This window comes from Chryseobacterium sp. WG14 (assembly GCF_024586945.1).
Lineage (GTDB): Bacteria > Bacteroidota > Bacteroidia > Flavobacteriales > Weeksellaceae > Chryseobacterium.
The window spans coordinates 71,255-85,328 of the sequence record NZ_JALCZD010000011.1; the positions used below are offsets into that span (position 1 = coordinate 71,255).

A 14,074-nucleotide genomic window follows, 5' to 3' on the forward strand; every position below is an offset into this window, starting at 1 on the left:
CAATCAAAATATAATGTCGTTAATTAAATCTATTTCAGGAATTAGAGGAACCATAGGAGGAAGAGTAAATGATAACCTGACTCCGCTTGATGTGGTAAAATTTGCTTCGGCTTTCGGAACCTGGCTTCAGAATAATAAAAATAAAAAAAATTTAACCCTTGTGATCGGTAGAGATGCAAGAATATCCGGTCAGATGGTTTCTTCTCTGGTTACCGCTACTTTACAGGGGTTGGGTATCAATGTGGTAGATTTAGGGCTTTCTACAACACCTACAGTAGAGATCATGGTACCGGAATTGAAAGCCGACGGAGGAATTATCCTTACCGCTTCTCACAATCCAAAACAATGGAATGCCCTGAAATTATTAAATGAAAAAGGAGAATTCATCAGTGGAGAAAACGGTGCAGATGTACTTGCTTTAGCAGAAAGTGAAGATTTCAACTATGCAGAGGTAGATGATCTTGGGAATTACGAAACAAGAGATGATGCTTTTGATATCCATATTCAGCAGATCCTGGAGCTGCCAATGGTAGATGTAGAGGCCATTAAAGCTAAAAAATTTAAAGTGGTACTGGATGCGGTAAACTCTACAGGTGGGATCGCTATTCCTATGTTATTAGATAAGCTTGGCTGTGAGACCGTTAAACTGTATTGTGAACCTACAGGACAGTTTCCACACAACCCGGAACCTTTAAAAGAACACTTGGGAGATATCTGCGAGCTGGTGATTAAAGAAAAAGCAGACCTGGGAGTTGTTGTAGATCCGGATGTAGACAGATTGGCCCTAATTGATGAAAAAGGAGAAATGTTCGGCGAAGAGTATACTTTGGTGGCTGTAGCAGATTACCTGTTGAAACATAAAAATGGAGTGGCAATTTCTAACCTTTCATCAAGTCGTGCCTTGAGAGACGTAGCTCAAACCCACCATTCAGAATACTTTGCAAGTGCCGTAGGAGAAGTAAATGTAGTTACTTTAATGAAGGATAAAAATGCAGTGATCGGAGGAGAAGGAAACGGAGGAATTATCTATCCTGAACTGCATTACGGAAGAGATTCTTTAGTGGGAGTAGCATTATTTTTAACCCATCTGGCAAAAGAAAATAAAACAGTATCTGAATTGAGAGCAGGATATCCAAGTTATTTTATGGGGAAGAAGAAAATAGAACTTACACCGGAGATCAACGTAGATGATATTTTAAGCAAAATGGAGCTGGAATATAAAAATGAAGAAGTTTCTATAGTGGATGGTGTTAAAATAGACTTTGAAAACAATTGGGTTCACCTTAGAAAATCCAATACAGAACCGATTATCAGAATTTATACAGAAGCTAAATCTCAGGAAGAAGCCGATAAATTGGGAGATGATATCATTGCTAAGATCAAAAGTTTAATTTAAATAAAATCTAAAGAACGGATGCCATCTAGCTCCGTTCTTTTTTGTATCCCATGTTTGAGCATATAAAAGACAAATTTCCCTTCCCTAAAGAAAAATGGCGGAAGTTTCTGAACACTTTTGAAAGGATCGAAGTTCCTGTCAAAACGCTGTTATTACAAGAAAATGAAGTTTCCTGTAATGCATATTATCTTGAAAAAGGGGTTGTCCGGGCATGGTATAATAATGATGGTAAAGATGTTACCTTTCAGTTTTTTCTTGAAAATACAATGTTTTCTTCTCTTGAAAGCTTTAAAAAAGGACTTCCAAGCATGGTTTCTTTCGAAACAATAGAACCCTGCATTGTATATAAAATCGGAAAGCCTGATGTGGATGCTTTTCTGGAAGAAGTGTATGAATGTCCTGAACTTAGGACCCTGTTGATGGACGCTTTTTTTGAAAGAATGTTTGATTATATGAAGCACTTCTTTTCATTTATTAAAGATACCCCACAGCAGCGTTATCTTAATCTGATGAAAGAAAAGCCTGAGATCATCAAAAGAGTGCCCCAGCATTATATTGCTTCATATCTCGGGATTACAACGGTTCATCTCAGCAGGATAAAAAGCAAAATACTGAAAGATAAACCTTTCTGAAAACTATTTTCAGGGATTATTTTAAAACAATAATTACCTCCGGCTCTCTGCCCAATTATCCCAATCTGATAACAAATGTTATTGCTCCCAGCCTTTCTTACGAGATAAATTTGTATAAAATTTAAAACAATGAAAGCAGCAGTAGTATTTGAAAAAGGAAGTATTCCTCAATACACAGATTTCCCTGAACCGGAAATTATAAAAGAAAACGACGTTTTAGTTTCGGTGAAGGCTGCATCTATTAAAAACCTGGACAGAGCCAGAGCCAGTGGAAATCATTATTCTGCTGATAACGAGGAGTTCCAGCCTAAAATTATTGGCTCAGATGGTGTAGGATATCTTGAAAACGGAACTAAAGTATATTTTTTCAGTAAAAAGGGGAGTGTGGCAGAGAAAGTTGTGGCAGACCGGCAATTGGTGGTGCCCATTCCGGAAAACCTTGATTTTTCTGTAGCTGCAGCATTGCCCAATGCAGTGATGGGTTCGGCAATGGGGTTAAAATGCAAAGCAGAAATGCAGCAAGGAGATACCATTTTAATCAATGGTGCAACCGGAATTACGGGAAGGATAGCCGTTCAGATTGCTAAACTATACGGAGCAGGAAAGGTGATTGTTACCGGAAGAAACGAAGCCGCACTACAATCTCTGCTTGAACTGGGAGCTGATGAAGCTGTTTCTTTACTGCGTGATGATGAAAGTTTTAAACATAAAATTAAAGAGATCCACGCTGAAACCCCTATTGATGTCATCTTAGATTATATTTGGGGACAGTCTGTAGAAATGATCCTGACGGCTCTTAAAGGAGACGGTACATTTTCTCATAAGACGAAATTGGTTTCTGTAGGAGGAATGAGTGGAGACCATATTCAGTTATCTTCACAGATTTTAAGAGGAACAGACATTCAGATTTCAGGATCAGGGCTGGGAAGCTGGACAAAAGAAGAGTCCCAACTTTTATTTTCAGAAATAATTCCCGGAATGTTTCTGGCCGCTACTGAAGGAAAAATTAAAATAGAAACAGAAGTTGTTGATTTAGAATATATTGAATCTGCCTGGAATAAAGAAATTCAAAATGGAAAGAGACTGGTGATAAGAATTTAATAACAATTTGATTTTTTTATCCACAATCCTTTTATCTGTTTTCTTTTTTTACTATTTTTATAATAGAAATTACGAAATGGAAAATTCAAAAAAAAATTGCAACTTTGCATAAATATTTGAATATCAGTTTCAGATGTATCATTAATTAATAAGTTTGCCGAGGTCTGTAAGTAAATTCAGGCATCGGACCGACAAAGAGGACACTATTGGAAGAGTATTTTGGAAATGAACTTGTAAAGAAGTTCGAGGAAATGATGGAAAATAATGATGAATTCTACTTTGACACAGAAGAGTTGGAAGACATTATTGTGTATTATTTGGAGCTGGGAGATTTTAATTACGCTGATATGGCGGTTAATTTTGGTCTCAAACTTCATCCCAATTCTTTAGATATCAAGATTAAAAAGCTTGAAATTCTGTTGGAGTGGGAAGAGTATACTACAGCTAAAGAGCTTATCAATGAGCTGAAAGGTTCCTCTATGGAGCATACAGACTTTTTGGTTTGCTATGCCAAATATTATTCGAACTTAGGAAATCCTAGAAAATCCATTGAAATTTGTAAGAAAGCACTTGAGCTGGGGGAAGAAGAAAACTTCCTTCACAATTTTATTGCAGATGAATATGTGAATCTTGGAGACCCTTTTAACGCTCTTAAACACTATAGAAAAGCATTGAAAGAAGATCCTACTGATGAATATGCATTAGAAAACTGTATGGTGTGCTTCAGTGATTTGAATAAGAGCGAGGAGGCTATTGCCTTTCTTAATGAATATTTAGATGAGTTTTCCTATTCGGAAACCGCTTGGTTCGAATATGGTCAGTTCTATTTTAACAGAAAGAATTTCGAAGAAGCGATCAGGGGATATGATTACTTATTGGCAATCAATTCCAGTTCTGTGGGAGTATATGCAAATAAGGCTGCTTGTTATGAAGCATTGGGGCAATATCAGAAGTCAATTGAAGTATATGAGGAAATGCTTGAGCTGGAATATACAAAAGCATTCACCTTTTATAAGATCGGATTATGCCATAAAGCTTTAAAACAGCCTATTTTAGCATTAAATTCATTTCAGAAATCGCTAAGAGAAGACCCTCAGTTTTATCTTGCGATGATGGAGCAGTCTTATCTGTATGAAGAAATGGGAGGAATGTCCGAAGCGCTGCATTTTGCTAAAGAAGCGACTCAACTGAATGAAAATAACCTTGATTATCAAAAAAGATTGGCGTTTTTATTCATTGATTCAGGAAAATTCGAAGAGAGCCTTTCCTGTCTTAAGAAGCTGGTAGCGGATGAACCTTCAAGATTTTACAACTGGTATGCATATTCGGAAGTATTGATGCTTTTAGGTGAATATGAAGAAGCAGTAACCATTTTAAACAATGCGATTAAAAAACACTACAGAGCTGAATTATTTTATCAGTTAAGTAATTGCTTTTTCAACCTGAAAGAAAAGGATAAAGGAATGGAATCCCTTCAGAAAGCATTAGACCTGGACCCAAGTCTGGCAAAGGATATGCAGAAAAAATATCCATTCATTAAAGACGAAGTGAAAAAGGTGAAAGCCAGTAAGGTTAAGAAGAATTAAACGAAAAGAATCAGGATACCCGGGCTCGGTTCAATAATCTTTACATTTAATTTTAATATAAACAGAGATCCTGCAGCAATGCGGGATTTTTTTATGAATGGCTGTATTCGTAAATACGTCTATCAAAAAGAGTATTGGGGAAATTTCCGTTCAAATCTAATGCTGTTTCCTGCTGTAAATTATTTTTTTGGGATAGTTCTCAGGAATATCAATCCGGCAATAATTATCCCTGCTCCTATAAACTGCATATAAGTCAGCTGTTCACCATCTATAATTCCCCAGATAATAGCAACAATTGGCATTACCAAGGTAACCGTAGAAGCAAAAAGAGGTGTAGAAACTTTCAGTAAACGATAGTTCATCATCATGGCCAGTCCTGTTCCGAAGACAGATAAGAGACTGACAAATAATAACCCGAGCATATTGTCCTTCGAAAAAGTAAATTCAGAAAAGAATCCTGTACTTGTTAAAGAAATAAGGGAAGGGAAAAATAAGACAAATGAAAAAACAAAAGCCGACAAGATGGTGGAAGATACCTCCATGAGCTTTGATTTTACAGTGGTGGTACTTACGGCGTAGCATAAAGTAGCCAGTAATAACAGCAAAATAGGAATTATTTTTAATTCTCCACTGCTGCCACCTCCAAAAGCCAGAATACAAACTCCTGTGAAGCTTATCAACGTTCCGAAGATCTGTTTTTTAGTGGTTTCAAACTTCCATATCAGTGCACCCACAACAATAACGAAAATAGGCATCATGGAATTGATAATTCCTGCAATACTGCTGCTTACCTCTGTTTCTGCAATCGGAAATAAGAACATAGGAATAAAATTTCCTGTAAAAGCAGCAAGAATAAGCCATTTTAGGTGCTTTTTTGGGAAAAGTTTATAATTGGAAATAGCAACAGGAAGTAGAATAATTCCTGCAATAAGAACTCTTAATGATCCTACCTGAAACGGATTGAAATGTTCCAGCGATTTTTTAATCAGAATAAATGACGACCCCCAAATAATACTCAGGATAACCAGAAGAACCCATTTTTCTTTATCTGCGTTCATTATTTTTGTGTAAAATTTTTAAAAATTCTTTTTTAGAAATCATACGGGCTCCTAAGCTTTCCAGGTGGTCTGTATGAGTCTGGCAGTCAATTAATTCAATAGTATCTTTATGGTTTTGAACAAAGTGAATAAAGCCCGCCTTTGAAGCATTGCTTACCTTGGCAAACATGCTTTCACCACAAAATAAATTCCCAATCTGTAATCCGTAAAACCCACCTACAAGTTCGTCATTCTGCCAGACTTCTATGCTTTTGGCGAGGCCATATTCATGAAGCTTAATGAAAGACTCCATCAGCTCGTCAGAAAGCCAGGTTCCGTCCTGTCCTTTTCGGCTGGCTTGCTGACAGCTTTTAATGACACCTCTGAAGTCCCGGTTCTCTGAAAACGTAAAAACATTTCTGTTCAGTATCTTCCGCATAGATTGAGACACTTTTATCTCATCAGGAAATAAAACAAACCTAGGATCAGGGCTCCACCATAGAATTTCTTCTCCGGGGTTGTACCATGGGAAAATCCCCAATTGGTAAGCAAACCATATCCGTTCCACAGACAGATCGCCCCCAAAGGCAATTAACCCATCCTGACCGTCATACGTTTCAGGGTCAGGAAATGAAATCTCATTTTCGTCTAATCGAACCATTGTAGAAAAAAATCCCACTTAAAAAGCAGGATTTATAGTTGATCTTTATTTCTTAATTAAAAAGGTAAATCATCATCGTCATCTCCGGCAAACGGATTCTCGTTAGAAACAGGAGAAGCTGACTGCTGAGGCATAGCCTGAGTAGGCTCTGATCCATTATCAAAAACTTTTTCTATTTTCCATCCCGTAATAGAGTTGAAGTATTTCGTCTCACCTTGAGGAGAAACCCATTCTCTACCTCTGATGTTGATTCCTACCTTTACGTTCTCTCCTTCCTTAAGATTATCTAATAAACTAATTTTATCAGACAAAAATTCTATGTTTATCGGCTGTGGATACTGTTCTTGAGTTAAAATAACCATTTCTCTTTTTTGAAATCCGCTCGCAAATGTTTGAGCATCAAAAAGTTTCTTTACCGTTCCTTGTAATTCCATATCGTAAATATTAACGATGTAAAAATAAGAAAATGAATCGTAATAATAGCTGCCGGGGAAAAAAAATGTAAAAAAAATATTTTTTTTCCCTGAAAAGTTTGGAGGTAAAGTAAATTGTCCTATATTTGCACTCACAAAAACGAAGCAAGCTCTTTAAAACTTACAATACAAAAAAACCAGCGGATGTGGTGTAATTGGTAGCCACGCCAGACTTAGGATCTGGTGCCGTGAGGCGTGGGGGTTCGAGTCCCTTCATCCGCACTATGCGAAAATAGCTCAGCTGGTAGAGCACAACCTTGCCAAGGTTGGGGTCGCGGGTTCGAATCCCGTTTTTCGCTCCACACCTGCCCTGGTGGTGGAACTGGTAGACACGCAGGACTTAAAATCCTGTGTTCGTAAGAACGTGCGGGTTCAAGTCCCGCCCGGGGTACAAAACCCTCTGTACTTTGTGACGGAGGGTTTTTTGTTTTTATAGAGACTGTTATGTAATTATAAAGTCTTATATTTGTAAGAAATAGAGTTTGTATCTGTGAAAACAGAGCAATACAACCAGCGGATGTGGTGTAATTGGTAGCCACGCCAGACTTAGGATCTGGTGCCGTGAGGCGTGGGGGTTCGAGTCCCTTCATCCGCACAATGCGAAATACTCAATAGGTTGTCTACAGCCTTTGAAAAGATTGGAACTTCAGGTTTGAATCTTTTTTTTCGCTCCACACCTGCCCTGGTGGTGGAACTGGTAGACACGCAGGACTTAAAATCCTGTGTTCGTAAGAACGTGCGGGTTCAAGTCCCGCCCGGGGTACTAAAACCCTCTGTAATATATACGGAGGGTTTTTTATTGCACTATTATTGATAGGGTTTTCCTCTGCAATACCAATCATGAGTGATAATTGTATCTTTTTTATGGATGGTAAGTGGCAATTCTCCCCTTCTTTTTAGTATAATTTCACCGTAATCTATTTCATCCGTACCAACACCCCAGTTGTTGTGAACCATAACGCTTGTCCGCTCATTGGTTTCCGAACATACCCCTCCAGTTTTATCCATGTAAGATCTACCTTTGATTGTGTGACGAAAATATAATATTCATCAGGATAGTATACTTTTTTTACTTGATTACAATCTGCTTCTCCACAGGAATAGAAGAAAAGCATAAGGAGTATATTGAAGAGTCTTTTCATAGTTTTTAATTAATTGTTCGGCTTCATTCTCACCTCATAATTGTGGTATATTCCTTTCCAGTTTTTCCAGTCTCTCAAAAATACTCTCAAAAATATTCTTTTCAGCAGTGGAAACATAGCCCATAATCTTATAAAGCTCCTGTTTGCCTCTATGGGCTGGATTGTTTCCAGCAGCATATTGTAAACGGCCATTGGTATGTACTAATAAACGGCTGTTCAAATCACTTTTTACATCTGCTTTATTCAGGAATAAAATATCTCCATACTGATAGGGTGATAACACCTGATTTTCAGTCGTAAATTCATACAGCCAATCTACCGATGCTAATATTTTTTGCAAAACCGTTGTATTTTGAATATTGTTTTCCGGCGCTTTTGTTTCATCGCTATCCTCTATAGCTAATTCCGGGAAAAGCATCAGCTGATTGATATCTGAAACATTGGCTAACTGATGTACCTGTACGGCTTCGGTGAGAAGCTTATCAAGACTAAGGTTAAAATGGTTGGCAACCTTTAGTATCGTTTCTATTTTAGGCTCAGCGCGGCCTTCTTCATAAGAGCTTATTACCCCTCTGCTTAAATCAAATAAATCGGCAAATGCCTTTTGGCTTAATCCTTTTGCCTGTCTGATTTTCTTTACATTACTTCCAAAAAAACTCAAATTGTCTAATTTTTTTTGCAAAAATAGAGCATTTTAAAGTATATGATGGATAAAAACATTTGCATTTGGAGATTTGCAGCATATCTGTACCCATAATATTCCATTCTTCTGTATCTGTATCCAAAGGTAAATCCTCCATAATTTTGTTTCATTAAATCATGATATTATGGAAACAACCATTCAACATCACGGGCAGCTTCAATATGCTGAAGTTTATATTTCAGATATGTTGGCGCTGAAAAAATTATTTCTACAGACACAGAACACTTCAAAGATAAGTCCGGATTTTGGAGTTCCGTTTTTCCTGGCAAAAAAGGGTGATGAAATTGTTTCATTTGCCAGTCTTATTATAAATACAAAAGGAGAAATTGCCTTTAAAATCTATGATAAAAAGGGAATCTCCGAGGCAGAAAAGAAAAGATTTTCTTTAAAAGTGGAAGCTTATTTCAAAAAGAATACAACGCCCAATTTTCGAAATCCGGAACAGTTAAAAAGCAGCATTAAAAGCATGATTAGCTGGCTGGATTTTTAATAAAGCATAGATAAAAGTGTACTTTTACGTAAAACCCTGATCAATGTCTAAAGATGTTTTGTATCTAAAAATAGCCAATGCTGTTACCGAACAGATTAAAACCGAAACCTTGCAGTTTGGAGACAGGCTGCCATCGCTAAGAAGTGCCCAGAAATTGCATAATGTTAGCTTAAACACTGTAAAACAGGCGTATATGGAGCTGGAGAGCCGGTCTCTGGTGGAATCACGCCCAAAATATGGTTATTACGTAAGCCAGACTTCCCAGCGAAAACTGGCCTTACCTTCTATTGCAAAGATGAAAGTTTCAGAAGGGCAAAAAACACCGGAAGACCTTATTGGCAAAGTATTCGGAACCATCGCCGGAACAGATGTTACTCAGTTTGCACTGGGTATTCCCGGAAAAAGCCTTCTTCCTGTGGCTAAAATGAAGAAGTGTATGATTAACGTAATGAAGAAGAGCAGTGATAGCGGGACCAATTATGAGCCGGTACAGGGAAGTGAAAATCTTCGCCGGGAAATTGCCAAATGGTCGATTGTAATGGAAGGGAAAATTACAGAGGACGACCTTGTCATCACCTCCGGAGCGATGAACGGAGTCTATAACTGTCTGATGGCGGTTACTCAGCCTGGGGATTCCGTAGCCATTGAAAGTCCCGTATATTTTGGAATACTGCAGGCGATTCACCTGCTGGGATTGAAGGCGGTGGAAATCCCAACGCATCCTATCACCGGAGTAGATCTGGATGCTTTAAAAAAAGTACTGCCAAAGATTTCTGCTTGCTGCTTTGTCGTTAATTATAATAATCCGCTGGGATTTCAGATGCCTGATGAGAACAAAAAGGAACTGGTAAGAATGCTTACCGAATATAATGTTCCTTTGGTGGAAGATGATGTTTATGGAAATATTTATTTTGGAGCAGGAAGACCCAAGCCCTGTAAATTCTATGATGAAGCCGGAATTGTAATGTGGGTGGGATCTGTTTCTAAAACGTTGGCCCCGGGATATCGTGTAGGCTGGGTAGCCCCAGGGAAATTTAAAGATAAGATTATCCGTCAGAAACTGGTTCAGACAGTTTCCAGTCCGTCTTTATTTTCAGATGTCATTGCTGATTTTCTTGAACATGGGCGGTACGACCATCATTTGAGAATGTTCAGGAAAAAACTGTATGCCAATTACCTGCAGATTCAGAAATCTGTTACCCAATATTTTCCGGATAACACCAAAATTTCAGAACCGAAAGGAGGTTTTATGCTGTGGCTGGAACTGGATCAAAGGATCTGTACGGAAGACCTTTATGATGAGGCATTAAGCCAGAAAGTAAACTTTGCCCCTGGCAGAATGTTTTCACAATATAACCAGTATCAGAACTGTATGAGGCTGAATTATGCCCTGGAATGGACAGACCGTGTAGAAAGTGACCTGGAGAAACTTGGTAAAATGATAAAAAATAAAATTTAATACACCCATAGAGATGAATGATATCAATAATGAAGTACAAATTATAGCCTATGAATCTCAATATAAAGAAGCTTTCAGAGCTTTAAATGAAGAATGGATCAGTAATTTCTTTGTGATGGAGCCCGGTGATTATAAACTGCTGGATTATCCTGAAGAACATATCTTGCAGAAAGGAGGTCATATTGCTTTTGCCCTGCTTAATGGAGAAGCCGTGGGAACATGTGCATTAGTAAGAAACAGTAATGAGCCCCTTATTTTTGAACTTTCAAAAATGGCAGTAAGTCCAAAAGCACAGGGAAAGAAAATTGGATATCTGCTGGGAAATACTTTAATAGAGAAAGCTAGGGAGCTAAAGGCTGAGAAAGTGTTTCTGGAAACCAATTCAATTCTGGTTCCAGCCATAAAACTGTACGAAAAACTTGGATTTAAGCATATGCCGGTTACCAATGCGGGATATGACCGTGTGGATGTACAGATGGAATTAGATTTTAAAAACTGATAAAAAAAAATATTAGAACAAGGACATTATATCCGAGTTCTAATATCAAAAATTAAATCTAATTGCTTTACTGTTATTTCTTAATGAAGGTCTTTGTCAGTGAGTTTTTACTTCCGCTAAGTTTAATGAAGTATATACCAGCCGGAAGGGGTTCAATATTTATTTTTTCGTTGTAATACCCATTGGAAGATTTCAAATGAAGACTTGAAATAATCATTCCTTTAGCATCAATGATTTCTGCCTTAGATTCCTTATCTTCAGAGGTGTATAGGATAGTTATGCTTGCTGAAGCAGGATTGGGATAGATGGTGAAATCATCAGTATTTCTCCTTATTTCTTTAGCTCCTAAAACACCGTTTGAACAAACTGGAATTCTGTTTATCCCATCAATTCCCCAAATGGATTGTACCGGAATACACAACCAGTTCAGTACCGTTGGAAAATGATCTGTTTCTCTTGTTGTAGAGGTGTAGTCAGAGATTTTAAAACTACCAGAGGTATTGACACTATAAGCCGGAGATCCTGTTATGGTCATGTGATTGGAATTGGGACCTGAATCTGTGATGGTATTTCCTGAGGTATGATCACACTTCCAGTTGGCCAGCAGCTGAGAATAATAAGGATGTGAAGGGGTAATATCCTGATGGGCCCAGTTAACGATTACATTATTCGGAAGAGCAGATTTCCAGATTCTGATGTCTTTATAAGACGCGGGAAGGTTGAGTCCATACGTGTTGGTTCCATCCTGATTTAACGTTAATGGAAGACCGGAATCAATATTTCCGATGGTATTCATATTGGCAAAAGTGACCGGAACACCATCTTCATATAAAGTGACAAGGCCGTCTCTATCAAAACTGGCGGCAATATGCTTCCACTTATTGGTTTCTACCTTTCCTCCTACCAGGTCAATTCTGTTTGTTCCATCACCAATATTCATTTTAAAGGTCTGCCCGGAATATCCTGAGACCACAAGCCCTTTGTTTTTTCCGCTGGCCCAGTTTTTATTCCCAATCATGACAGGGTCGCTGGAATAGGCAGCATTGGGTTTCACCCAAAATTCAATGGTAAAATCCTGGTTCGCTCCAAAGTTGAAAAGATTCTGATTTGTTGGCTTTGCATAAGTTCCAGCCGGGAGACTCAGCTGATTGAAAGTTTTATTGGACTCTAAAACCGTTTTACTGATCTGCTGAGGAGTAAATCCTGGATTGGAATACACGGTAAAAATATTTCTCTCCGAAAGGTTTCCCCCGCCATGCGAGCTGTCTACCGCACCGTGATCTGTAGTTAAAACAACCAGCCAATCCTCATTTTGATAACTGTTTCTGTTTTTCATCGCGCTCACAATCTCTCCGATATATGAATCTGTGGTCTGAATAGAAGATACATATTGCGGAACAGCTGAAGAAAAGCCATAAGAATGCCCTGCATGGTCTACATCATCAAAATCTACAAACAGAATATCAGGGTTGTCATTTTGCAGCGCATTGACTGCTGCGTTTTTCACAGCAAGATCCGTTGCCAGATTAGACTTCACATCTGCATTCTGAATAATTTTATCATTAATAGGCGCCCAATGTGCCAGGGAAATTGTTCTTAGATTGGGGTTGTGGCTTTCTGCTCTCGTCAAAAAGTCAGGATAATTTACATAATTGGGATTGGTAAAATTATTATCCTGCACATTATGTTTGGGGTGCCAAACGCCAGTAAGCATGGTGCTCCATCCGTTTCCGCTCCATGTAGTGGCAGCGCAAAGCCCGTCAAGAGAATAAATAGACTGGTTGATGAGGCTCTTGATGTTTGGAGTATTGGCAGACATCATGACGTCTGCCCGACATCCGTCGATACCAATAAAAAGAACTTTTTTGGTCTGAGCTCCAAGGAAGCAGCTCATCACAACAGCCATTGAGAATAGTTTTGTTTTCATGGGATAAGGATTTAATGAAAAGTTTACAAATAGTAATTTATTTTTAAATATTGTAAAATTAGTTTACTATTTGTAAATATATGTAAACAGAAAATTAATTAATTGATAAGTAAATAGTTTATAAAATGTAATCTCAATAAGTAGAAAATCAAACATTTTTTATAAATAGCCAATCGAAGGAACTAAAATTCCCCCTTTTCCGGAGTGATGACGGAGCGGTTCACTTTTTACTTATTAAAAAACAAACGACACAAAACACTTGTGCCGTTTGTATTACATAAAGTTGAAAAAGAAGTTGTTAAAGAATATGTTCAGCTTCAGAGATTGTATTTAGGATATAATCAGGTTTTGCTTTCTCCAGCTCTGTTCTGCTTTGGGCACCGGAAAGCACGGCGATGGTTAGCCCGCATCCTGCATTTTTTCCTTCTTCAATATCAATCACGGAATCACCAGCCTTTAAGACCTTTTTGGGTTCCGTGATATTGAATTTTTTCATAGCCAGATTGATCATCTCCGGACTCGGTCTGCTTTCTGAAACATCATCAGCAGTGATCAGAGCATCAAAATGTACGTTTTCTTTCCACTGTAATTTATCTAACAGCTGTTGGGCAATTTCAGCGGTATATCCTGTATTGAGAACCACTTTTTTGTTTTGGGCTTTCATGGTAAGAAGAAAATTTTCTGTACCGTTGATGGGTTTTACATCAAGATCACGGTAAGCTTCCTTTAATTTTTCGGAAAAGTTTTCAAAAATAAAAGGGGCATCATTTCCATTACCCTTAATATCCTTCAAAAGACTTGTGATGGCCTCCAGCTTTTCCATTCCGGCGCAGGTTCTAAGAACTTTTTCCAGGCTCACAGAATAACCGTGGCTGTTGACAGCCTCTGTTAAGGTTTTATACACTACATTGTCCTCATCAATTGTTGTTCCGGCCATATCCAGAACCAGTAATTCTATATTTTTCATT

The 14,074-nt window shown here is 38.0% G+C and carries 14 protein-coding genes and 5 tRNA genes; 12 read left to right on the forward strand and 7 right to left on the reverse strand.

Annotated elements, in window-relative coordinates; all coding sequences use genetic code 11:
• Positions 1 to 13: 13 nt before the first annotated feature.
• From glmM to MP478_RS17110, 4 genes are all read left to right on the forward strand, one after another.
• On the forward strand, positions 14 to 1,396 hold the full coding sequence (glmM, locus tag MP478_RS17095) for a phosphoglucosamine mutase (protein ID WP_230033041.1): 1,383 nt from the start codon (positions 14 to 16) through the stop codon (positions 1,394 to 1,396).
• A 50-nt stretch (positions 1,397 to 1,446) separates the two neighbouring features.
• Positions 1,447 to 2,028 (forward strand): Crp/Fnr family transcriptional regulator, encoded by a 582-nt coding sequence (locus MP478_RS17100; RefSeq protein ID WP_257201139.1) that lies wholly within the window; start codon positions 1,447 to 1,449, stop codon positions 2,026 to 2,028.
• 129 nt (positions 2,029 to 2,157) lie between these two features.
• Positions 2,158 to 3,129, forward strand: coding sequence for a zinc-binding alcohol dehydrogenase family protein (locus MP478_RS17105; protein WP_257201140.1), 972 nt, complete (start codon positions 2,158 to 2,160; stop codon positions 3,127 to 3,129).
• 206 nt (positions 3,130 to 3,335) lie between these two features.
• On the forward strand, positions 3,336 to 4,715 hold the full coding sequence (locus tag MP478_RS17110) for a tetratricopeptide repeat protein (protein ID WP_230033034.1): 1,380 nt from the start codon (positions 3,336 to 3,338) through the stop codon (positions 4,713 to 4,715).
• 179 nt (positions 4,716 to 4,894) lie between these two features.
• Here MP478_RS17110 and MP478_RS17115 read toward each other — a convergent pair whose 3' ends face one another.
• Genes MP478_RS17115 through MP478_RS17125 form a run of 3 tightly spaced genes read right to left on the reverse strand, consistent with a single transcriptional unit; the run spans position 4,895 to position 6,847 of the window.
• Positions 4,895 to 5,773, reverse strand: coding sequence for a DMT family transporter (locus MP478_RS17115; RefSeq protein ID WP_257201141.1), 879 nt, complete (start codon positions 5,771 to 5,773; stop codon positions 4,895 to 4,897).
• Positions 5,760 to 6,413, reverse strand: coding sequence for a leucyl/phenylalanyl-tRNA--protein transferase (gene aat / locus MP478_RS17120; protein WP_257201142.1), 654 nt, complete (start codon positions 6,411 to 6,413; stop codon positions 5,760 to 5,762). The genes MP478_RS17115 and aat overlap by 14 nt, the downstream gene beginning before the upstream one ends.
• Positions 6,414 to 6,469: 56 nt before the next feature.
• Positions 6,470 to 6,847, reverse strand: coding sequence for a DUF3127 domain-containing protein (locus MP478_RS17125; RefSeq protein WP_230033019.1), 378 nt, complete (start codon positions 6,845 to 6,847; stop codon positions 6,470 to 6,472).
• A 179-nt stretch (positions 6,848 to 7,026) separates the two neighbouring features.
• Between MP478_RS17125 and MP478_RS17130 the strand changes: the two genes are divergently transcribed.
• The 5 genes from MP478_RS17130 (at position 7,027) to MP478_RS17150 (ending at position 7,649) form a co-directional block, all read left to right on the forward strand.
• Positions 7,027 to 7,108: transfer RNA gene (locus MP478_RS17130), tRNA-Leu, on the forward strand.
• A gap of 4 nt (positions 7,109 to 7,112) precedes the next feature.
• Positions 7,113 to 7,188, forward strand: a tRNA-Gly gene (locus MP478_RS17135).
• A 5-nt stretch (positions 7,189 to 7,193) separates the two neighbouring features.
• Positions 7,194 to 7,277: transfer RNA gene (locus MP478_RS17140), tRNA-Leu, on the forward strand.
• A 122-nt stretch (positions 7,278 to 7,399) separates the two neighbouring features.
• Positions 7,400 to 7,481 (forward strand) — tRNA-Leu (locus MP478_RS17145).
• An 84-nt stretch (positions 7,482 to 7,565) separates the two neighbouring features.
• Positions 7,566 to 7,649 (forward strand) — tRNA-Leu (locus tag MP478_RS17150).
• Between the two features lie 44 nt (positions 7,650 to 7,693).
• Here the strand turns inward: MP478_RS17150 and MP478_RS17155 are convergent.
• Together MP478_RS17155 and MP478_RS17160 are read right to left on the reverse strand one after the other, a co-directional pair.
• Complete coding sequence (locus MP478_RS17155; RefSeq protein ID WP_257201143.1) at positions 7,694 to 7,894, reverse strand: hypothetical protein; 201 nt, start codon at positions 7,892 to 7,894, stop codon at positions 7,694 to 7,696.
• A 168-nt stretch (positions 7,895 to 8,062) separates the two neighbouring features.
• Positions 8,063 to 8,710 carry a helix-turn-helix domain-containing protein gene (locus tag MP478_RS17160; protein ID WP_257201144.1) on the reverse strand — a complete coding sequence of 216 codons (648 nt, stop codon included), beginning with the start codon at positions 8,708 to 8,710 and terminating at the stop codon, positions 8,063 to 8,065.
• Positions 8,711 to 8,855: 145 nt separating this feature from the next.
• Between MP478_RS17160 and MP478_RS17165 the strand changes: the two genes are divergently transcribed.
• The 3 genes from MP478_RS17165 to MP478_RS17175 are packed head-to-tail and all read left to right on the forward strand — an operon-like array spanning position 8,856 to position 11,179.
• Positions 8,856 to 9,221: a hypothetical protein gene (locus MP478_RS17165; protein ID WP_257189527.1), complete on the forward strand. Its 366-nt coding sequence runs from the start codon at positions 8,856 to 8,858 to the stop codon at positions 9,219 to 9,221.
• Positions 9,222 to 9,264: 43 nt separating this feature from the next.
• Positions 9,265 to 10,680: a PLP-dependent aminotransferase family protein gene (locus tag MP478_RS17170; protein ID WP_257189528.1), complete on the forward strand. Its 1,416-nt coding sequence runs from the start codon at positions 9,265 to 9,267 to the stop codon at positions 10,678 to 10,680.
• Positions 10,681 to 10,693: 13 nt separating this feature from the next.
• Positions 10,694 to 11,179, forward strand: a complete 486-nt coding sequence (locus MP478_RS17175; RefSeq protein ID WP_257201145.1) for a GNAT family N-acetyltransferase — start codon at positions 10,694 to 10,696, stop codon at positions 11,177 to 11,179.
• Between the two features lie 73 nt (positions 11,180 to 11,252).
• On the opposite strand, the gene MP478_RS17180 is transcribed toward MP478_RS17175, so the two are convergent.
• The gene (locus tag MP478_RS17180) at positions 11,253 to 13,106 is read right to left on the reverse strand and encodes an alkaline phosphatase family protein (protein ID WP_257201146.1); all 1,854 of its coding nucleotides are present in this window, start codon (positions 13,104 to 13,106) and stop codon (positions 11,253 to 11,255) included.
• 298 nt (positions 13,107 to 13,404) lie between these two features.
• Positions 13,405 to 14,073, reverse strand: coding sequence for an HAD-IA family hydrolase (locus MP478_RS17185; protein ID WP_257189531.1), 669 nt, complete (start codon positions 14,071 to 14,073; stop codon positions 13,405 to 13,407).
• Position 14,074 lies beyond the last annotated feature (1 nt).